This window comes from Halioxenophilus sp. WMMB6, from assembly GCF_033283405.1.
GTDB lineage: Bacteria > Pseudomonadota > Gammaproteobacteria > Pseudomonadales > Cellvibrionaceae > Halioxenophilus.
In genome coordinates this window covers 64,279-81,767 of record NZ_JAWMQR010000011.1, presented here as the reverse complement: position 1 = coordinate 81,767, position 17,489 = coordinate 64,279, and the positions used below count along the sequence as shown (strand labels likewise).

The following is a 17,489-nucleotide window of genomic DNA, read 5'->3' as shown; positions in this document are numbered from 1 at the left end:
GGCCCAGGTTTGGTACCATGCGCCCTCTTTAAATTTACCCCCAGCAGTCAGAGGCCCAGATGTTTAACCTCTTGGATCGCCGCCCCACCAATGTAAAAAACGATGTGCTTTCGGGCATTACCGTCGCCCTGGCCCTGGTGCCGGAAGCCGTCGCCTTCGCCTTTATTGCCGGACTCGAACCCATGGTGGGCCTCTACGCCGCCTTTATGGTGGGCCTGATCACCTCTATTTTCGGTGGCCGGCCGGGCATGATCTCGGGCGCTACCGGCTCCACGGCGGTGGTGATGATCGCCCTGGTCGCCAGCCACGGCCCTCAGTACCTGTTTGCGGCGGTATTCCTCGCTGGCATCCTGCAGATGACGGCCGGCGCCTTCAAGTTGGGTAAATTTATCCGCATGGTGCCCCACCCGGTGATGCTCGGCTTCGTCAACGGCCTGGCCATTGTTATCTTTCTGTCGCAGTTGGACCTGTTTAATGAAGAGGTGAGCGAAGGGGTCTGGCAGCCGCTGCACGGTACACCACTGGCGGTGATGGGGGCACTGATTGTCATCACCATGCTGATCATGCACTTTCTGCCCAAGTTCACCAAAGCGTTACCCTCCGGCTTGGTGGCTATCGTCAGCGTTACCCTGGCGGTCTATTTTCTTGACCTGCCGGCGCGCTCGGTAATCGATTTCGTCGCCGACAAACTGCCCTCCGCCCAGGCCGCCACGGCCAGCCTGCAAGGGACACTCCCCAGCTTTAACATCCCCGATGTGCCGTTTACCCTGGCAACCCTGTGGATCATCCTGCCTTATTCAGCCATTATCGCCGCCGTTGGCTTGATCGAATCACTGCTGACCATGAGCCTGATCGACGAGCTGACCAACACCCGCGGCCGCGGCAATCGCGAATGCTGGGGCCAGGGGTTGGCTAACTCGGTCAATGGCGTGTTTGGCGGCATGGGTGGCTGCGCCATGATCGGCCAGAGCATGATCAACATTAACAACGGCGGCCGCGGGCGCCTCTCCGGCATTACCGCCGCGCTGGTATTACTCGGCTTTATTTTGTTTGCCGCACCACTGATTGAGATGATCCCACTGGCGGCCCTGGTGGGCGTGATGTTTATGGTGGTGTTGGGCACCTTTGAGTGGTCGAGCTTCCGCATTTTGCACAAGGTCCCCAAGAGTGATGCTTTTGTCATTATTCTGGTATCGGGGGTTACTGTCGCCTTTGACCTGGCCATCGCGGTGCTGGTGGGAGTGATCGTATCGGCCCTGGTGTTTGCCTGGAAACATGCCCAGAAGATCTACGCCGATATCTATATCGATGACCAAGGCCGCAAGGTCTACGACCTGCGCGGGCCGATATTTTTTGGTTCGGTGAGTAATTTCAAAGAGCTGTTTGACCCGGACAACGACCCAGCCGACGTGATCATCGAGTTCAAACGCTCACGGGTGAGCGACCACTCCGGCATCGACGCGCTGGATGCACTGGCCGAGAAATATCAGCAGCAGGGCAAAACCGTACACCTGCGCCACTTAAGCTCGGAGTGCCGGGCGCTGCTGGCCAAAGCCGGCAACCTCTGTGAAATTAATGTGCTGGAAGACCCCACCTACCACGTAGCATCCGATAAGCTCGGCTGAGTGCCGTAGCCTGCCAAAAGCTCAACGGGCCGGTAGAGAGCCGGCCTGGGGCTAATTGATTACACCGCCTTACCGGCTATGTATTGTTTGGCCACGGAGGAGTAGTTCTCGAGGTTGATCTCAACCCCCAGGATCTTGCCCAACGCCTGCAGGTCAGCGCCAAATTCGGCATTGATTTGTGCCAGCGACGACTCCGACAAAACCGGCCGAGACTTCATGGTCAAACCTTTTTTAATTTTATTGCGCACCCACTTAGGCACCAGGTTCTGACGCAACCAGGTCATTGGTTTGGAGTCGACCAACAGACTGTAGAGCGGAAACTTGCGCAGACGCTCTGAGCTGACATTGGAAGCGCCGAGATTAAAATCCCACTCGGGGTTGCCCTCAATTCCCAGAAATTGACACACCTCGGTGAACACTGCCTGTGGGTTATCGCGCAGGGACTCAAAGAAGACAAATAAGATCCTCTCCTTGGGAAACTCATCCAGATAGTGCTGAATTTGGTAAGCGTATTTTGAGTAACTGACCAGCTCTGGGTTAGTGCCCAGGGCGGTGTCGATATCGCAGCTGATCACCCGTTGGGACCATTCGTGAATATAGTGAGAGATCAATCGGTCCACCGGATGACGCATCACATAGATCAATTTGATATCGCCAAGGCCCGCCTCCTTGATGCGCTTTATTGTCTCCGGGTAGGTTGGGAATTTGGTGTAGTGAGTGCTCGACTCGCCTTTTAAATCCGACGTTTCAGCAGCCTCATACAACCCCTCATACCAGCCAAGCCCTTTGGCATAAACGGGATCATCACTGAAAAAATAGGGCTCTTTTGGCGTTGTCATAAAGACAGCGTCGAGCTGAGCCAGTTGATCGTGTAGCGTAGAGGTCGCGCATTTCATAGCGCCGATAATCATAAAATCGGGTTTTTTGTTAGCGTCCAAGCCCATGCTATTTTTCTCTCGGTTTTAACGGCGCAAAAAAGTTGGTCCAGATATCACGCCACTGGCCCTGCAGGATAGGTGAGTTTTTACTGCTAACCCAAGCCCTTACGGTGACTAAACAGGCCCCCATTACCCACAACAGGTTAGCCAGCAGCAGCCCGGCGTGGCCGTAATGTTTGGCAAAATAGCGGCTGCGCGACTCCCAAACAAAGCGCGGCTGGCGGGACTTTTTAATCTGATTGGCTTTGACGTCTGAACTGCCGCCGCGCAGGTGGACCACCCTGGCGGCCGGGTTGTTAATCACCTTCCAGCCGGCGTCATAGGCCATCCGACTGTAATCGACATCTTCATAGTAGAGGAAGTAGTCCTCATCCATCAGGCCAATCTGCTCGACAACCTCTTTGCGCAACAATACACAGGCGAAACTGACCCACTCATACTCAGCGAGCTCATCTTTAACATCGACCGGGACAAACCAACGATGAAAAATGCGGGTGATCGCTGCGGTATTGGCAGCGGCAATCAATTCACTGATGGGACTATGGAAACGAAAGCAGGATATTTGAGGCGTGGCATCGGGCCACTCCAAGCGAGGGCCAATCAAACCGGCTTCGGGATGCTGTTTAGCCGTTTCAACCAACTGTTCGATAGCCCCTGGACGGATCAGGGTGTCGCTATTGGTCAGCAGATAATACTGCGCTTTACGAGTTCGGATGCCGAGGTTATTACCGGCGGAAAAGCCCGAGTTAGTTGGCGATTCGACAAACTCCACATAAGGCGGTTGCGCATCCGCCAACCAGGCGCGTAACGCCTCCACCGAGCCGTCGTTGGAAAAGTTATCGATGATTACAACACGGCGCTGTTCGCTCAGCTGCTCCTGCATCGAATTAATGCAATCAACTACCAAACCGGGGGTTTTGTAATTAATGACAACAACCAATAATTCAATTTCTTCGCTCACGCCAACAGTACACTCTTGCCTTGAAAATTAACGTTACCAACCTAGGTGCAGCATCCCTCGCCGAGTTAACCTTAATTCGCTCGATTTGGCAAAAAGGAAGAGCTCAGGACTGGGTAGTAAGAATTAGACTGTTGCTGATAGTTAGGGGAACAAGCCGAGCAATCGCGCGGCAGCTGGACAAGAGCCCTGCTACCACTACGCCGCGAACGGATGATCGGCCTAGTGGCAGCAACCGCTGGTTGAATCAAAACGCATTCTTCCCAATAAAACCCTTAAAAACAGTGAGGAAAATGATTTTGAGATCCCAGCCAACTGACCAGTTGCGTATGTACTGCAGGTCATACTCAACCCGGCGCTCCATCTTATCGAGTGTGTCGGTTTCACCACGAGCACCGTTGATCTGTGCCCAACCGGTTATGCCGGGCTTAATTTTGTGACGCAACATATAGCCGGAAATCTGTTCGCGATAGAGCTCGTTGTGCGCCACCGCGTGGGGACGCGGGCCGACGATTGACATATTACCCTCCAGCACATTAAAGAACTGAGGCAGCTCGTCCAGGGAGGTTTTACGCAATATCGCACCCAGTTTAGTCACGCGGGTGTCATTCTTCTGTGCCTGCTTGATCTCGCTGGAGTTGTCTTCGCAGACCGTCATAGAGCGAAATTTCCACATTTTAAAGGGCTTGCCATCCAAGCCATAGCGGGTCTGGCGGAAGAAGATCGGCCCCTTGGAGGTAAGTTTGACCAGCGCTGCGATTACCAACATCGGCCCGCTGATCAGCGCCAGAATACCCATCGCCAGCATCAGATCCTCCATGCGTTTCAGCATGGACATGGTACCCCGGCTCGGTTCACCGACCACACCAATCGCGGGGATACCGTTCAGGTTGATAGTGCGCGCGTGTAGCAGGTCAAACATGAAGACATCGGGGATCAGATAAACAGAGGTCGCCGATTCCGCCAGACGCTTGATCAGCCACTGGATACGCTGCTCGCCGCGCATGGGAATGGTCAGGTAGACCTGATCAATCTTACCGGCACGAGCCTCTTTGATGAGATCGGCAAAATTGCCGGACAACGGGCAAACGCGGGTAAGTCCGTGCGCGGTACGAGGCTTTTGATCGCCCTCAACCGGTGCTTCCGGCGCCTGACGGTCGTCGAAGAAACCACGGATCACGTAGCCGCCCCAGGAGCACTTCTGTAAACGGTGGGCTACATCCAGCGCCAGTTCACCATTGCCGACAATGGCCACATTACGGGTGTTGTAGCCTCGATCCCGGATTTTCTGTAAAGAGACCCGCAGGATTACCCGCCAACCCAACAGCATTAACCAAGTGAGAACGAACCATTGGGCAAACTGCGGCCAGGCAAACAGTGTTGCCTCGAGCTTGGTGACGCTGCCTATGGCAAGGATAAAAGAGAAGCTGGCTATCCAGCACAACGACACCTGGCTGGCTTCAGCCCAGATGGTCTCTGAACGCCAGGAGCGATAGATTTCGGCGAACTCGGCCGAAAATTGCAGACAGATAACAGCCCCCAAAGCGGCGATTAGATAGGCTTGTGGAACTGTATTAGCTGATAACAGAGCTGTTATTGCCACTCCGGTTATGACAATGCCGCAATCGACGACCCGTGCCAGGAGTGCAAATAGAGAACTGTGGGGTTTGACCAATCCTTTGGCGCCTAACGCCATAGTAGTGCCCTCTTCCTTAGATGACAGACAAAACCACAACTTGCATGTTCGGCTTTGTAAACTTTCCCTAAATCAAACCGTTATCGAGGGTGCCTCCCTCTAGGTTTGCGTTTGGACATGCATGAACTGTGAATCAGTACTGCTTTTGATAACTCAAACTTCAATGAATGAATTCGGGTGAATTGCAAAAAAGAATATACACGCACCACTGCTGATTCAACCTGGACATGATAAGTGCGCAAGTTTTAGATCCAAACGGGCGTAGTATAAAAATGATGCAGGGAGAAAAGCAATCGAATAATGGGGAGGGAAACCAGCCTGGACGGGAAATACCCCCTCCAGGCCGATACAAGACCTTACTCGGCCTCTACAGCTTCGGCGTTGACTGGTCGATCAACCAACTCAACGTAAGCCATTGGAGCTTTGTCGCCGGCGCGGAATCCGCACTTAAGAATGCGAATATAGCCACCGGGACGGTCTTGATAACGAGGACCGAGCTCGGTGAACAGCTTGCCCACAACCGCATCGTTACGAACGCGTGAGAAAGCCAGACGGCGGTTAGCAACGCTATCTCTCTTGGCCAGAGTGATTAATGGCTCTGCCACGCGGCGCAACTCTTTGGCCTTGGGCAGGGTGGTTTTAATCAACTCGTGCTCTACCAGAGACGCTGCCATGTTGCTGAACATGGCTTTGCGGTGTGAGCTGTTGCGATTCAGTTTACGGCCACTTTTACGATGACGCATGACTCTAAATCCTTTGGTTAATTGCTATCACAGCAATATTGGTTACAGGCCTGACCGGCTAAATCAGTCGTCGTTACGCAGGCTGGCAGGTGGCCAGTTTTCCAAGCGCATCCCCAACGAAAGACCACGGGTAGCCAGAATGTCTTTAATTTCAGTCAGTGATTTTTTACCCAGGTTCGGGGTTTTCAGCAGCTCCACTTCGGTGCGCTGAATTAAATCACCAATGTAGTAGATATTTTCCGCCTTCAAGCAGTTAGCTGATCGCACGGTCAATTCCAGGTCATCCACTGGGCGCAGCAACACAGGATCTACCTCTTCCTGCTTCTCTTCTGGCTCAGCATGTTTTTCGCCTTCCAGATCAACGAAGACTGCCAACTGCTGTTGAAGAATGGTTGCCGCACGGCGAATGGCCTCTTCTGGATCGATAGTGCCATCGGTTTCCAGATCCAAAACCAGTTTGTCCAGGTCGGTACGCTGCTCAACCCGAGCACTTTCCACGGTGTAGGCAAGGCGCTTGACCGGGCTGAAGGTTGCATCCAACTGCAGGCGACCAATAGCGCGAGTCTCTTCGTCGTCATTGGCACGGTTATCCGCTGGCTGGTAGCCGCGACCCCGGGCAACAGTCAACTTCATACTGAAATCGATATCGCCAGTCACGTTAGCAATCACGTGCTCTGGATTTACGATTTCAACATCGTGATCCACCTGAATATCACCAGCGGTGATAACACCGGGACCACGCTTAGAGACGGTCAGAGTTGCCTGATCTTTACCGTGCATTACAACGGCCACACCCTTCAGGTTTAACAGGATTTCGATAACGTCTTCCTGCACACCTTCAATGGCACTGTACTCGTGTAATACACCCGCGATCTCTGCTTCCACGACGGCACAGCCAGGCATGGAAGAGAGCAGAATGCGACGCAGAGCGTTGCCGAGTGTATGGCCAAAACCTCGCTCGAGAGGCTCGAGAACAACCTTGGCGTGATTGGTGCTGATGTCGGTGACATCGATAGTTTTGGGGGTCAAAAATTCGTTTACAGCACTCTGCATAGTCATACCTTTTATTGGTTGTTCGCTTACTTGGAGTAGAGCTCGACGATCAGGTTCTCGTTGATCTCGGCAGGCAAATCGCCGCGATCAGGCACACGCTTGAAAGTACCTTCTTTCTTCTCGGCATTCACGTCCATCCACTCAACCTCGGCACGGCCGCGTGACAACTCCATAGCATTGCTGATACGCAATTGGTTTTTGGATTTCTCACGAACAGCTACAACATCGCCAACCTGGATTTGGTAGGACGGGATGTTAACAACAGAGCCGTTAACGGTGATGGATTTGTGTGATACCAACTGGCGACTTTCAGCGCGGGTTGAACCGAAGCCCATACGATAAACAACGTTGTCTAAGCGAGTCTCCAACAATTGCAGCAGGTTTTCACCGGTAGCACCTTTCAAGCGAGCCGCTTCTTTGTAGTAAGAACGGAACTGCTTTTCCAGAATGCCATAGATACGACGTACTTTTTGCTTTTCACGCAACTGAACACCATAGTCAGACAAACGACCACGACGAGCGCCGTGTTGGCCTGGAATGGTTTCCAATTTACATTTTGAATCCAGCGGACGCGCGCCACTTTTCAGGAACAGGTCAGTTCCTTCACGACGAGCGAGCTTACATTTTGGACCTCTATAACGAGCCATCTGTTAATCTCCCCTTATACTCGACGTTTTTTCGGTGGACGACAGCCATTGTGTGGAATGGGTGTCACGTCGGTGATGTTGGTCACTTTGTAGCCGATGTTGTTAAGTGCGCGTACTGCGGACTCACGACCTGGTCCAGGTCCTTTCACTTCGACATCCAAATTTTTCAGACCATACTCTTTAGCTGCTTCACCAGCGCGCTCGGCGGCGACCTGTGCAGCAAAGGGGGTGCTCTTACGAGAACCACGGAAACCAGAACCGCCGGCAGTTGCCCAGCTCAGGGTGTTACCCTGGCGATCGGTAATGGTTACGATAGTGTTGTTGAAAGACGCGTGGATATGCGCAACGCCATCAACAACCGTTTTCTTTACTTTTTTACGAGGGGCTTTATTACCTGGCTTGGCCATAGCAATCCTTCCTAAAGTCGGTTGATAAGCTTACTGCTTACTTCTTGATGGGTTTACGTGGGCCCTTACGGGTACGCGCATTGGTCTTGGTGCGTTGTCCGCGCAGAGGTAAGTTGCGACGGTGGCGGATACCGCGGAAACAACCCAGGTCCATCAAGCGTTTGATATTCATGGAAATTTCACGACGCAAATCACCTTCAACAACACGTTTAGCCACTTCTTCACGCACGGCGTCCATCTGAGCTTCAGACAGATCACCAATTTTTGTGCTCTCGGCAATACCTGTAGCAGCACAGATCTGTTTGGCGGTGGTTTTACCAACGCCAAAAACATACGTTAGCGAAATAACGGCGTGTTTGTTATCTGGTATGTTGACACCAGCAATACGAGCCATTCGGAGATACTCCAGTTTTAAGAAATTTTACGGCATTAACAGCAGTTACACGGCACTCTTCAAGCCCGGGAACTGGCTAAAACACAGGTTTTGGCCACCCAAAAACGGCTTTAAGCGGCCTAAAAAGGCGCGCAAGAATACTCGTAAAGCCACCCGATTGCAATAGCCTGGTGATTTCTCAACCAGACGACAGTTAATGCCTCCGGTTTCGGCAAATAACAAAGCAGCGGTAAAACCGCTGCTTTGTTACGAACCGAAGAGCGAGCGTCGTCAGCTAACTAAAATTAGCCTTGACGCTGCTTGTGGCGGGGCTCAACGCTGCAAATTACACGCAGAACACCATTGCGACGCACCATTTTGCAGTTGCGACACATTTTTTTAATAGATGCACGTACTTTCATGACTCACCTCATCCAATGGCTTAGTTAACGGGCAATACCGCTACCATAGCCCTTTAAATTTGACTTTTTCATCAGGGATTCGTACTGGCTGGACATCAGATGAGACTGAACCTGTGCCATGAAATCCATGACTACCACCACGGCAATCAACAGCGAGGTACCACCCAAATAGAAAGGCACATCGGTTGCCAACACTAAAAACTGAGGCAACAAGCAGACTGCAGCGATATAGATCGCACCGACAATGGTTAAGCGAGTCAGGACTTTGTCGATATAGCTCGCTGTGTGATCACCTGGTCGAATACCGGGCACGTAGGCGCCGGATTTCTTCAGGTTATCTGCCACCTCTTTCGGGTTAAACATCAACGCCGTATAAAAGAAGCAGAAGAACACGATCATTGCCGTGAAAATAATAAAATTCAGTGGCTGACCCGGCCCAATAGCAAGTGCAATCTCCTGAAGGATGTCGGAACCCGCTCCTTCGGTACTATTGCCAAACCACTGGGCGATAGTGGCCGGAAACAACAAGATACTGCTGGCAAAAATTGCCGGAATAACACCCGCCATATTCACTTTCAACGGCAGGTGACTACTCTGAGCCGCAAAGACCTTACGTCCCTGCTGGCGCTTGGCGTAGTTGACCGTAATACGGCGCTGGCCGCGTTCCATACGAACCACAAACCAGATCACCGCCATTGCAATCAAGCCAACCAACAACAGCACAATGATGTTGAGCTCCCCTTGGCGCGCACTCTCGAATGCTTGGCCTATCGCTGAGGGAATGCCGGCCACAATACCGGCGAAAATCAGCATGGAGATGCCGTTACCGATACCCCGCTCAGTGACCTGCTCACCCAGCCACATCATAAAGACGGCACCGGTAACCAGCGAAACAACAGCCACGAAGTAGAAGCTGAAGTTAGCCACATAGGCAAAGCCTTGAGCGAAACCAACCGACATACCAATAGCTTGCAGAGTCGCCAGTGCCACCGTCAGGTAGCGGGTATACTGGTTGATCTTGCGACGCCCGGCGTCACCTTCTTTCTTGAGCTGCTCCAGCGACGGTGTCACGGCCGACATCAACTGCATAATAATAGAGGCAGAGATGTAGGGCATGATTCCGAGAGCCAGGATACTCATGCGCTCCAGAGCACCCCCAGAGAACATGTTAAACAATCCAAGGATGGTACCCTGATTCTGATTAAACAGGTCGGACACCCGATCCGGATCGATACCGGGCACGGGAATATGAGTACCAATGCGATAAACAATGATCGCCAAAAACAAAAACTTCAAACGGGCCCAAAGTTCACTCAGACCCTTTTGATTAGCAAACGGCATTTTCCCTGCTGTTGCCATTGACTCCCCCAGTTAAACTTAGGTGCAGGCGCTCAGGCGCGGTTTAGTCTTCGACTTTACCGCCAGCCGCTTCGATCGCTGCCTTAGCACCTTTGGTTACGGCGACGCCTTTGACAGTCAATGCTTTATTCAATTCACCAGACAGGAAGATTTTTGCCCGTTTAATGTTGGCGTTGACCAATCCAGCCTCAGAAAGCGCTGCCAAATCAACAACATCACCAGCAACTTTATTAAGCTCAGACAAGCGCACTTCAGCGGTAACTCGACCAATACGAGAGCTGAAGCCATATTTTGGCAGGCGCTTCTGCAAAGGCATTTGACCGCCTTCAAAACCTGGCTTAACGCTACCGCCAGAGCGAGCTTTCAGACCTTTGTGACCACGGCCACCGGTTTTACCCAAACCGCTGCCGATACCACGACCCAGTCGTTTCTTACTGCTTACTCGGCCAGGAGCAGGACTAAGAGTATTTAAACGCATGTTACTCACCTTCTACCTTAACCATGTAGTTAACTTGATTGATCATGCCACGGGTTGAAGGAGTGTCCTCAACTTCAACGGTGTGACCAATACGGCGTAATCCCAAACCAGAAAGACAAGCCTGGTGCTTTTTCAAACGACCGGCGCTGCTTTTTACTTGGGTCACTTTGACTGTTTTCTTAGTCATGCTTCCACCTATTTACATTCAGCCATCTGCCAGATGCAGAATTAGCCGGTAATTTCTTCTACCGATTTACCGCGCTTAGCAGCTACGGCTTCAGGAGAGGCCATTGATTTCAGCGCTTTGAAGGTAGCGCGCACTACGTTCACCGGGTTGGTTGAACCGTAGCACTTAGCCAAAACGTTTTGTACGCCGGCGATTTCCAATACCGCTCGCATTGCGCCACCCGCAATGACACCGGTACCAGGTGAGGCTGGCTGCATGTACACGTTGGACGCAGAGTGACGACCTTTGGTTGGGTACTGAATAGTATCGCCATTCAGGTCAACCTGAATCATGTTACGGCGCGCAGCTTCCATAGCCTTTTGAATCGCTTGAGGCACTTCGCGCGCCTTGCCACGGCCAAAGCCCACCTTGCCATTACCATCACCCACAACAGTCAATGCTGTGAAAGTGAAAATACGGCCACCTTTAACAGTTTTAGCAACGCGGTTTACTCCAACCAGCTTCTCCTGCAAACCTTCATCTTGCTGTGGCGCTTGAGCGCGATCGTCTTTTCGATTGTTAGCCATATCTTAACCTTTAGAATTCCAGACCAGCTTCACGCGCCGCATCGGCAAGAGCTTTCACACGACCATGATATTTAAAGCCACTGCGATCGAAGGCGACCTCAGTAACACCAGCTGCTTTGGCGCGCTCTGCGATCAATTTGCCAACCTTTTCTGCAGCTTCCGCATTACCGGTTTTATCGCTACGCAGCTCCTTTTCAACAGTGGAAGCGCTTGCCAATACTTGATTACCATCGGCAGCGATCACTTGTGCGTAGATATGACGCGGTGTACGGAAAATAGTTAGCCGGGTAGCACCAAGCTCGCGAATTTTGGCGCGAGAGCGGCGAGCACGACGCAAACGAGATAGTTTTTTTGCACTCATTACCTAACCCCTACTTTTTCTTGGCTTCTTTACGACGTACATACTCGTCTGAGTAGCGCACACCCTTACCTTTGTAAGGCTCTGGCTGACGGTAAGCACGAATCTCTGAAGCCACCTGACCGAGCAACTGCTTATCAGCACTCTTCAGAATGATTTCGGTCTGACTGGGGGTCTCGACGGTTACACCTTCCGGCATGGTGTAATCAACAGGGTGCGAGAATCCCAAAGTCAGGTTTACAGTTTGACCCGCAGCTTTTGCACGGTAACCAACGCCGACCAGCTCCAACTTCTTCTCGAAGCCTTTGCTTACGCCAACAACCATGTTGTTGACCAGGGCGCGAGTGGTACCCGCTAAAGCATTGGACTGCTTGGCCGCATCTTTCGCTGCGAACAGGAGAAGGTTATCTTCTTGCTTAACCTCAACGTTCGAGTGAATGTCTAGCGCCAATGTACCATTGCTGCCTTTTACAGAAAGTGCTTGGCCTTGCAGCTCCACTTTCACGCCAGCAGGTATTTCAACCGGACTGTTTGCAACTCGTGACATGACTATTTCCTAATTAGAACACAGTGCAAAGCACTTCACCGCCTACGCCAGCTGCACGAGCTGCTCGGTCGGTCATAACACCTTTACTGGTAGAAACAATGGCGATACCCAAACCACCACGAACGGACGGCAACGCATCTTTACCAGCATAATTACGCAAACCAGGTCGGCTAACTCGATCGAGCTCGGCGATAACTGGCTTACCTTCAAAATATTTCAGAGTAATGCTTAATTCTGGCTTGGCGTCTTCGCTAACAGCGAAGTCAGTGACGTAACCTTCTTCTTGCAACACTTTAGCCACGCTAACTTTCAGCTTGGAAGAAGGCATAACGACAACAGACTTGCCAACCATTTGGGCGTTACGGATGCGAGTCAGCATATCTGACAAGGGATCCTGCATACTCATAACATCTGCTCCTAAATTCTCTTAATTACCAGCTGGCCTTAACCAGACCTGGGACATCACCGCGCATTGCCGCTTCACGCAATTTATTCCGACACAAACCAAACTTACGATATACCGCATGTGGTCGGCCGGTAATGCGACAGCGACGCTGAATGCGCGTAGCGCTGGCATCGCGTGGCATTTTTTGCAGTTTGATTTGCGCTTCCCAAACCTGCTCTTCAGAAGAGGAGGGGCTGGCAATAATTGCTTTCAACTCGGCACGCTTGGAAGCGAACTTAGCGACAGCTTTAGCACGCTTTGCATCACGCGCGATCATTGATTTCTTAGCCATGACTGATCCCTTAACCTTTCAACGGGAAATTAAAGGCTTTTAATAACGCCCGGCCTTCATCGTCGGTACGCGCCGTTGTCGTAATACAAATGTCGAGTCCGCGCAGCTTGTCGACCTTGTCGTAATCAATCTCAGGGAAAATGATCTGCTCGGTCACACCCATGGAGAAGTTACCGCGACCATCGAACTGCTTTGGGTTAATACCGCGGAAGTCACGAATTCGGGGAATAGCGATACTGACCAATCGCTCCAGAAATTCGTACATACGATCACTACGCAGTGTTACCTTACAGCCGATGGGCCAACCGTCACGAATCTTAAAGCCAGCGATAGACTTACGCGCTTTGGTAACCACAGCTTTTTGACCGGTAATCGCTTCCAAGTCACGCACAGCGTTTTCCAAAATTTTCTTGTCGCCAACCGCCTCACCAACACCCATATTCAAGGTGATCTTGGTGATTTTTGGAATTTCCATGACGTTTTTCAGGCCCAGCTCCTGTTGCAGCTTGGGTGCGATTTCCGACTTATAGACTTCTTTCAACTTAGCCATTTTTGTCACCACCTATCAAGCGTCAACAGCTTCGCCGTTGGATTTAAAGACGCGAATTTTCTTACCGTCTTCCAGAATTTTGAAACCCACTCGGTCCGCTTTGCTGGTAGCACGGTTGTAAATGGCAACGTTGGAAGCCTGAATTGGTGCTTCACGCTCAACAATGCCACCGGCTACACCCATCTGCGGATTGGGTTTTTGGTGTTTTTTGATCATGTGTACACCTGAAACAATCAGGCGATCATCGGCGAGTACTTTCACTACCTTGCCGCGCTTACCTTTATCGCGACCGGCAATGACAACCACTTCGTCATCACGTTTGATCTTACGCATTACCCGTTCCTCTTAACTTTGACCGGTATACTGAGGGACAACCCTTACAGCACCTCTGGCGCCAAAGAGATAATTTTCATAAATTTTTCGCTACGCAGCTCTCGCGTTACCGGCCCAAAAATACGGGTGCCGATAGGCGATTCACTGGCGTTCAACAGAACCGCAGCGTTGTCGTCAAATTTGATCAGCGAACCGTCCTGGCGGCGTACACCTTTCTTGGTGCGCACAACCACAGCCTTCATCACTTGACCTTTTTTCACTTTACCGCGAGGAATGGCCTCTTTCACGGTAACCTTAATGATGTCACCAACAGCGGCATAACGGCGATGGGAACCGCCGAGCACTTTGATGCACATAACCCGGCGCGCACCAGAGTTGTCAGCAACATCCAAATAAGTTTGCGTTTGTATCATCGTCCGTCTCCGAAACTTTTAGTTGAGCTACCGGATTAGATTTCGGTGGCGCGCTCTTCAATTTTTACCAATACCCAAGACTTGGTCTTGGACAGAGGACGCGATTCCGAAATTGTTACCAGATCGCCCTCTTTACACTCGTTGTTTTCGTCGTGTGCTTTAATCTTCGAAGACTTGCTGACGTACTTGCCGTAAACCGGGTGCTTTACTCGACGTTCGATAAGCACGGTTACGGTTTTGTCCATCTTGTTGCTGACTACTTTACCAGTCAACGAGCGAGCGGTTTTTTCTGCTGTAGCCATTATTCACCTGCCTTCTGATTCAACACTGTTTTGATACGGGCAATGTCTTTGCGAGTAGCGTTCAGCAAATGGGTTTGGTTAAGCTGACCAGTTGCTTTTTGCATGCGCAGTTTGAATTGCTCTTGCAGTTGTTTAATCAGTTCGCCGTTGAGCTCTTCTACTGATTTTTCGCGAAGTTCTTGTACTTTCATTACATCACCGTTCGCTTAACGAAGGTTGTACTCACTGGCAGTTTGGCAGCCGCTAGCTGGAACGCTTCGCGGGCCAAGGCCTCGCTCACACCTTCCATCTCATAGAGCACTTTGCCCGGCTGAATCTGACAGATCCAATATTCCACGTTACCCTTACCTTTACCTTGACGCACTTCCAAAGGCTTTTCGGTGATAGGTTTGTCCGGGAATACTCGAATCCAGATTTTACCGCCACGTTTAATATGACGAGTCATGGCTCGACGAGCCGCCTCAATCTGACGCGCCGTAATACGACCACGAGCGGTCGCTTTCAGGGCGTATTCGCCAAAACTAACTTTTGATCCGCGTTCTGCCAGGCCACGGTTACGGCCTTTTTGCATCTTGCGGAATTTCGTACGCTTCGGTTGTAACATTTATGCGTACCCCTTATTTCGAACGTTTTTTCTTGGTGTTGTCTTCAGACTGCTCGATACCGCCGATGACTTCACCTTTGAAGATCCAAACTTTGACACCGATGATGCCGTAGGTCGTACTGGCTTCAGCAGTGGCATAGTCAATATCTGCACGCAGAGTGTGCAGCGGCACGCGGCCTTCACGGTACCATTCGGTACGAGCGATTTCGGCACCACCCAAACGACCGCTGACCTGCACCTTGATGCCCTGTGCGCCTTGGCGCATTGCGTTTTGAACAACGCGCTTCATCGCGCGGCGGAACATCACACGACGTTCCAATTGCGAGGCAACGCTTTGTGCAACCAGAGTTGCATCGATATCAGGCTTACGAATCTCTTCGATGTTGATATGAACCGGAACGCCCATTTGTTTGGTCAGCTCATTGCGCAGCTTTTCTACGTCCTCGCCCTTTTTACCGATGACGATACCTGGACGTGCAGTGTGAATAGTCACACGCGCGGTATTGGCTGGCCGCTCAATCTCGATGCGACTTACAGACGCATGTGCCAAGCTCTTTTGCAAATACTTACGCACACTCAAGTCTGTGTAGAGCTTGTCGGCGTAGGCGTCACTGCCGGCATACCAAGTCGAGGTATGTTTTTTAACGATACCCAGACGAATGCCTGTCGGATGTACTTTCTGACCCATAACGTCTGTCTCTTAAATTTCAGCTACTTTTACGGTGATATGGCACGAGCGCTTGAAAATTCGATCCGCACGGCCTTTGGCTCGTGGGCGAATACGCTTCATGGTCATACCTTCGTCCACAAAGATTGTGGAAACCTTCAATTCATCTACGTCAGCACCTTCATTGTGCTCGGCGTTGGCAATTGCAGATTCCAGTACCTTCTTGATAATGGCTGCGCCTTTCTTGTTACTGAAAGTCAAGATGTCTAACGCTTCTTCAACCTGCTTGCCACGAATCTGATCGGCAACCAAGCGGGCTTTTTGCGCTGACAGTCGCGCACCGCTTAATTTTGCAGCTACTTCCATCATTAAACCCTCGTGTTAGCGTTTCTTGGCTTTTTTATCAGCCACATGGCCTTTGTAGTTACGGGTCGCAGAGAACTCGCCCAACTTATGGCCAACCATTTCTTCGTTGATCAGCACTGGAACGTGCTGCTTGCCATTGTGCACAGCGATGGTCAATCCAACCATCTCCGGCATAATCATGGATCGACGAGACCAAGTTTTGATTGGACGTCGATCGTTCTTCTCAATCGCAGCCTCGACCTTCTTGATTAAGTGAAGATCGATGAAAGGACCTTTCTTCAGTGAACGTGGCACTGTCTTTTCCTCTTCAGCTAGTTAATCGCGCGTTACTTTTGGCCGCGACGACGAACAATCATTTTATCGGTGCGCTTGTTGGTGCGCGTTTTATAACCCTTGGTTGGAGTACCCCATGGGCTCACTGGGTGACGACCACCAGAGGTACGACCCTCACCACCACCGTGCGGGTGATCTACCGGGTTCATAGCCACACCGCGAACGGTAGGGCGCACACCACGCCAGCGGGAGGCACCAGCCTTACCCAATGAGCGCAGGTTGTGTTCGGAGTTGGAAACCTCACCAATAGTGGCTCGGCAGTCGGCCAACACACGACGCATTTCACCGCTGCGCAAACGCAGAGTCGCGTATGCACCCTCACGGGCCACCAACTGTACGGAAGCACCTGCGGAGCGAGCCAACTGGGCACCTTTACCCGGCTTCAGCTCAATGCAGTGCACAACCGAACCCACAGGCACATTGCGCAGCGGCAGTGTGTTACCAGGCTTAATTGGCGCACCAACACCAGACTCAATCACATCTCCAGCCGCAACACCTTTAGGGGCGATAATGTAGCGGCGCTCACCATCGGCGTAGCAAACCAAAGCGATATAAGCACTGCGATTTGGATCGTATTCAAGACGCTCAACTTTCGCGGTAATACCATCTTTGTTACGCTTAAAATCGATAACGCGGTAGTGCTGCTTGTGACCACCGCCAACATGGCGAGTGGTGATACGGCCAGCGTTGTTACGGCCACCGCTCTTTGATTTCTTTTCCACCAAAGGTGCGTAAGGCGCACCTTTGTGCAAATCGGGGTTTACAACGCTGACAACAAAACGACGGCCAGGCGATGTCGGTTTACGTTTTACAATAGGCATATCCCA

Annotated in this window: 28 protein-coding genes; 1 reads left to right on the top strand and 27 read right to left on the bottom strand. The window is 51.5% G+C overall.

Annotation, left to right across the window (positions count from 1 at the left end):
• Nucleotides 1–59 precede the first annotated feature (59 nt).
• Nucleotides 60–1,625: a SulP family inorganic anion transporter gene (locus tag SBL51_RS20685; RefSeq protein ID WP_317933058.1), complete on the top strand. Its 1,566-nt coding sequence runs from the start codon at nucleotides 60–62 to the stop codon at nucleotides 1,623–1,625.
• A 59-nt stretch (nucleotides 1,626–1,684) separates the two neighbouring features.
• Here SBL51_RS20685 and SBL51_RS20680 read toward each other — a convergent pair whose 3' ends face one another.
• The 27 genes from SBL51_RS20680 to rplB all read right to left on the bottom strand — a co-directional run bounded on the left by SBL51_RS20680 (nucleotide 1,685) and on the right by rplB (nucleotide 17,483).
• The gene (locus SBL51_RS20680) at nucleotides 1,685–2,569 is read right to left on the bottom strand and encodes a sulfotransferase (RefSeq protein WP_317933057.1); all 885 of its coding nucleotides are present in this window, start codon (nucleotides 2,567–2,569) and stop codon (nucleotides 1,685–1,687) included.
• 1 nt (nucleotide 2,570) lies between these two features.
• Nucleotides 2,571–3,524, bottom strand: coding sequence for a glycosyltransferase family 2 protein (locus SBL51_RS20675; protein WP_317933056.1), 954 nt, complete (start codon nucleotides 3,522–3,524; stop codon nucleotides 2,571–2,573).
• 244 nt (nucleotides 3,525–3,768) lie between these two features.
• Nucleotides 3,769–5,217: an undecaprenyl-phosphate glucose phosphotransferase gene (locus SBL51_RS20670; protein ID WP_317933055.1), complete on the bottom strand. Its 1,449-nt coding sequence runs from the start codon at nucleotides 5,215–5,217 to the stop codon at nucleotides 3,769–3,771.
• Between the two features lie 356 nt (nucleotides 5,218–5,573).
• A complete protein-coding gene (rplQ, locus tag SBL51_RS20665) occupies nucleotides 5,574–5,960 on the bottom strand; it encodes a 50S ribosomal protein L17 (protein ID WP_317933054.1) in 387 nt (128 codons plus the stop codon).
• 63 nt (nucleotides 5,961–6,023) lie between these two features.
• On the bottom strand, nucleotides 6,024–7,013 hold the full coding sequence (locus SBL51_RS20660; protein ID WP_317933053.1) for a DNA-directed RNA polymerase subunit alpha: 990 nt from the start codon (nucleotides 7,011–7,013) through the stop codon (nucleotides 6,024–6,026).
• 26 nt (nucleotides 7,014–7,039) lie between these two features.
• Nucleotides 7,040–7,660, bottom strand: a complete 621-nt coding sequence (rpsD, locus tag SBL51_RS20655) for a 30S ribosomal protein S4 (RefSeq protein WP_317933052.1) — start codon at nucleotides 7,658–7,660, stop codon at nucleotides 7,040–7,042.
• Nucleotides 7,661–7,674: 14 nt separating this feature from the next.
• On the bottom strand, nucleotides 7,675–8,067 hold the full coding sequence (gene rpsK, locus SBL51_RS20650) for a 30S ribosomal protein S11 (RefSeq protein WP_317933050.1): 393 nt from the start codon (nucleotides 8,065–8,067) through the stop codon (nucleotides 7,675–7,677).
• A 37-nt stretch (nucleotides 8,068–8,104) separates the two neighbouring features.
• A complete protein-coding gene (gene rpsM, locus SBL51_RS20645; RefSeq protein ID WP_317933049.1) occupies nucleotides 8,105–8,461 on the bottom strand; it encodes a 30S ribosomal protein S13 in 357 nt (118 codons plus the stop codon).
• Between the two features lie 284 nt (nucleotides 8,462–8,745).
• The gene (gene rpmJ, locus SBL51_RS20640; protein WP_317933048.1) at nucleotides 8,746–8,862 is read right to left on the bottom strand and encodes a 50S ribosomal protein L36; all 117 of its coding nucleotides are present in this window, start codon (nucleotides 8,860–8,862) and stop codon (nucleotides 8,746–8,748) included.
• Nucleotides 8,863–8,886: 24 nt separating this feature from the next.
• A complete protein-coding gene (secY, locus tag SBL51_RS20635; protein WP_317933047.1) occupies nucleotides 8,887–10,221 on the bottom strand; it encodes a preprotein translocase subunit SecY in 1,335 nt (444 codons plus the stop codon).
• A gap of 43 nt (nucleotides 10,222–10,264) precedes the next feature.
• The gene (gene rplO, locus SBL51_RS20630; RefSeq protein WP_317933046.1) at nucleotides 10,265–10,699 is read right to left on the bottom strand and encodes a 50S ribosomal protein L15; all 435 of its coding nucleotides are present in this window, start codon (nucleotides 10,697–10,699) and stop codon (nucleotides 10,265–10,267) included.
• A 1-nt stretch (nucleotide 10,700) separates the two neighbouring features.
• Nucleotides 10,701–10,886: a 50S ribosomal protein L30 gene (rpmD, locus tag SBL51_RS20625; protein WP_317933045.1), complete on the bottom strand. Its 186-nt coding sequence runs from the start codon at nucleotides 10,884–10,886 to the stop codon at nucleotides 10,701–10,703.
• 41 nt (nucleotides 10,887–10,927) lie between these two features.
• Nucleotides 10,928–11,452 (bottom strand): 30S ribosomal protein S5, encoded by a 525-nt coding sequence (gene rpsE / locus SBL51_RS20620; RefSeq protein WP_317933044.1) that lies wholly within the window; start codon nucleotides 11,450–11,452, stop codon nucleotides 10,928–10,930.
• A gap of 10 nt (nucleotides 11,453–11,462) precedes the next feature.
• Complete coding sequence (gene rplR, locus SBL51_RS20615; protein WP_317933043.1) at nucleotides 11,463–11,813, bottom strand: 50S ribosomal protein L18; 351 nt, start codon at nucleotides 11,811–11,813, stop codon at nucleotides 11,463–11,465.
• Between the two features lie 10 nt (nucleotides 11,814–11,823).
• Nucleotides 11,824–12,357: a 50S ribosomal protein L6 gene (gene rplF, locus SBL51_RS20610; protein WP_317933042.1), complete on the bottom strand. Its 534-nt coding sequence runs from the start codon at nucleotides 12,355–12,357 to the stop codon at nucleotides 11,824–11,826.
• Nucleotides 12,358–12,370: 13 nt separating this feature from the next.
• Nucleotides 12,371–12,763, bottom strand: a complete 393-nt coding sequence (rpsH, locus tag SBL51_RS20605) for a 30S ribosomal protein S8 (protein WP_317933041.1) — start codon at nucleotides 12,761–12,763, stop codon at nucleotides 12,371–12,373.
• Nucleotides 12,764–12,788: 25 nt separating this feature from the next.
• The gene (rpsN, locus tag SBL51_RS20600) at nucleotides 12,789–13,094 is read right to left on the bottom strand and encodes a 30S ribosomal protein S14 (protein WP_317933040.1); all 306 of its coding nucleotides are present in this window, start codon (nucleotides 13,092–13,094) and stop codon (nucleotides 12,789–12,791) included.
• Nucleotides 13,095–13,104: 10 nt separating this feature from the next.
• Entirely contained in the window at nucleotides 13,105–13,644 is a 540-nt protein-coding gene (gene rplE, locus SBL51_RS20595) for a 50S ribosomal protein L5 (RefSeq protein WP_317933039.1), read from the bottom strand.
• Nucleotides 13,645–13,659: 15 nt separating this feature from the next.
• Nucleotides 13,660–13,977 carry a 50S ribosomal protein L24 gene (gene rplX / locus SBL51_RS20590; RefSeq protein WP_317933037.1) on the bottom strand — a complete coding sequence of 106 codons (318 nt, stop codon included), beginning with the start codon at nucleotides 13,975–13,977 and terminating at the stop codon, nucleotides 13,660–13,662.
• A gap of 44 nt (nucleotides 13,978–14,021) precedes the next feature.
• Nucleotides 14,022–14,390 carry a 50S ribosomal protein L14 gene (gene rplN / locus SBL51_RS20585; protein ID WP_317933036.1) on the bottom strand — a complete coding sequence of 123 codons (369 nt, stop codon included), beginning with the start codon at nucleotides 14,388–14,390 and terminating at the stop codon, nucleotides 14,022–14,024.
• Nucleotides 14,391–14,425: 35 nt separating this feature from the next.
• Nucleotides 14,426–14,692, bottom strand: coding sequence for a 30S ribosomal protein S17 (rpsQ, locus tag SBL51_RS20580; RefSeq protein ID WP_317933035.1), 267 nt, complete (start codon nucleotides 14,690–14,692; stop codon nucleotides 14,426–14,428).
• Nucleotides 14,692–14,883, bottom strand: a complete 192-nt coding sequence (gene rpmC, locus SBL51_RS20575; RefSeq protein ID WP_317933034.1) for a 50S ribosomal protein L29 — start codon at nucleotides 14,881–14,883, stop codon at nucleotides 14,692–14,694. Before rpmC ends, rpsQ begins: the two co-directional genes overlap by 1 nt.
• Nucleotides 14,883–15,296: a 50S ribosomal protein L16 gene (gene rplP / locus SBL51_RS20570; RefSeq protein ID WP_317933033.1), complete on the bottom strand. Its 414-nt coding sequence runs from the start codon at nucleotides 15,294–15,296 to the stop codon at nucleotides 14,883–14,885. The genes rpmC and rplP overlap by 1 nt, the downstream gene beginning before the upstream one ends.
• Nucleotides 15,297–15,309: 13 nt before the next feature.
• Nucleotides 15,310–15,984, bottom strand: a complete 675-nt coding sequence (gene rpsC / locus SBL51_RS20565) for a 30S ribosomal protein S3 (protein ID WP_317933032.1) — start codon at nucleotides 15,982–15,984, stop codon at nucleotides 15,310–15,312.
• Nucleotides 15,985–15,996: 12 nt separating this feature from the next.
• The gene (gene rplV, locus SBL51_RS20560; RefSeq protein WP_317933124.1) at nucleotides 15,997–16,329 is read right to left on the bottom strand and encodes a 50S ribosomal protein L22; all 333 of its coding nucleotides are present in this window, start codon (nucleotides 16,327–16,329) and stop codon (nucleotides 15,997–15,999) included.
• 15 nt (nucleotides 16,330–16,344) lie between these two features.
• A complete protein-coding gene (gene rpsS, locus SBL51_RS20555; RefSeq protein ID WP_317933031.1) occupies nucleotides 16,345–16,623 on the bottom strand; it encodes a 30S ribosomal protein S19 in 279 nt (92 codons plus the stop codon).
• Between the two features lie 32 nt (nucleotides 16,624–16,655).
• Nucleotides 16,656–17,483: a 50S ribosomal protein L2 gene (gene rplB, locus SBL51_RS20550; protein WP_317933030.1), complete on the bottom strand. Its 828-nt coding sequence runs from the start codon at nucleotides 17,481–17,483 to the stop codon at nucleotides 16,656–16,658.
• Between the last annotated feature and the right edge of the window lie 6 nt (nucleotides 17,484–17,489).

Excerpts from the sequence above, each read along its gene's own strand:
- SBL51_RS20685 (WP_317933058.1), top strand. The coding sequence starts at position 60 with ATGTTTAACCTCTTGGATCGCCGCCCCACCAATGTAAAAAACGATGTG.
- SBL51_RS20680 (WP_317933057.1), bottom strand. The coding sequence starts at position 2,569 with ATGGGCTTGGACGCTAACAAAAAACCCGATTTTATGATTATCGGCGCT.
- SBL51_RS20670 (WP_317933055.1), bottom strand. The coding sequence starts at position 5,217 with ATGGCGTTAGGCGCCAAAGGATTGGTCAAACCCCACAGTTCTCTATTT.
- rplQ (WP_317933054.1), bottom strand. The coding sequence starts at position 5,960 with ATGCGTCATCGTAAAAGTGGCCGTAAACTGAATCGCAACAGCTCACAC.
- SBL51_RS20660 (WP_317933053.1), bottom strand. The coding sequence starts at position 7,013 with ATGCAGAGTGCTGTAAACGAATTTTTGACCCCCAAAACTATCGATGTC.
- rpsD (WP_317933052.1), bottom strand. The coding sequence starts at position 7,660 with ATGGCTCGTTATAGAGGTCCAAAATGTAAGCTCGCTCGTCGTGAAGGA.
- rpsK (WP_317933050.1), bottom strand. The coding sequence starts at position 8,067 with ATGGCCAAGCCAGGTAATAAAGCCCCTCGTAAAAAAGTAAAGAAAACG.
- rpsM (WP_317933049.1), bottom strand. The coding sequence starts at position 8,461 with ATGGCTCGTATTGCTGGTGTCAACATACCAGATAACAAACACGCCGTT.
- rpmJ (WP_317933048.1), bottom strand. The coding sequence starts at position 8,862 with ATGAAAGTACGTGCATCTATTAAAAAAATGTGTCGCAACTGCAAAATG.
- secY (WP_317933047.1), bottom strand. The coding sequence starts at position 10,221 with ATGGCAACAGCAGGGAAAATGCCGTTTGCTAATCAAAAGGGTCTGAGT.
- rplO (WP_317933046.1), bottom strand. The coding sequence starts at position 10,699 with ATGCGTTTAAATACTCTTAGTCCTGCTCCTGGCCGAGTAAGCAGTAAG.
- rpmD (WP_317933045.1), bottom strand. The coding sequence starts at position 10,886 with ATGACTAAGAAAACAGTCAAAGTGACCCAAGTAAAAAGCAGCGCCGGT.
- rpsE (WP_317933044.1), bottom strand. The coding sequence starts at position 11,452 with ATGGCTAACAATCGAAAAGACGATCGCGCTCAAGCGCCACAGCAAGAT.
- rplR (WP_317933043.1), bottom strand. The coding sequence starts at position 11,813 with ATGAGTGCAAAAAAACTATCTCGTTTGCGTCGTGCTCGCCGCTCTCGC.
- rplF (WP_317933042.1), bottom strand. The coding sequence starts at position 12,357 with ATGTCACGAGTTGCAAACAGTCCGGTTGAAATACCTGCTGGCGTGAAA.
- rpsH (WP_317933041.1), bottom strand. The coding sequence starts at position 12,763 with ATGAGTATGCAGGATCCCTTGTCAGATATGCTGACTCGCATCCGTAAC.
- rpsN (WP_317933040.1), bottom strand. The coding sequence starts at position 13,094 with ATGGCTAAGAAATCAATGATCGCGCGTGATGCAAAGCGTGCTAAAGCT.
- rplE (WP_317933039.1), bottom strand. The coding sequence starts at position 13,644 with ATGGCTAAGTTGAAAGAAGTCTATAAGTCGGAAATCGCACCCAAGCTG.
- rplX (WP_317933037.1), bottom strand. The coding sequence starts at position 13,977 with ATGCGTAAGATCAAACGTGATGACGAAGTGGTTGTCATTGCCGGTCGC.
- rplN (WP_317933036.1), bottom strand. The coding sequence starts at position 14,390 with ATGATACAAACGCAAACTTATTTGGATGTTGCTGACAACTCTGGTGCG.
- rpsQ (WP_317933035.1), bottom strand. The coding sequence starts at position 14,692 with ATGGCTACAGCAGAAAAAACCGCTCGCTCGTTGACTGGTAAAGTAGTC.
- rpmC (WP_317933034.1), bottom strand. The coding sequence starts at position 14,883 with ATGAAAGTACAAGAACTTCGCGAAAAATCAGTAGAAGAGCTCAACGGC.
- rplP (WP_317933033.1), bottom strand. The coding sequence starts at position 15,296 with ATGTTACAACCGAAGCGTACGAAATTCCGCAAGATGCAAAAAGGCCGT.
- rpsC (WP_317933032.1), bottom strand. The coding sequence starts at position 15,984 with ATGGGTCAGAAAGTACATCCGACAGGCATTCGTCTGGGTATCGTTAAA.
- rplV (WP_317933124.1), bottom strand. The coding sequence starts at position 16,329 with ATGGAAGTAGCTGCAAAATTAAGCGGTGCGCGACTGTCAGCGCAAAAA.
- rplB (WP_317933030.1), bottom strand. The coding sequence starts at position 17,483 with ATGCCTATTGTAAAACGTAAACCGACATCGCCTGGCCGTCGTTTTGTT.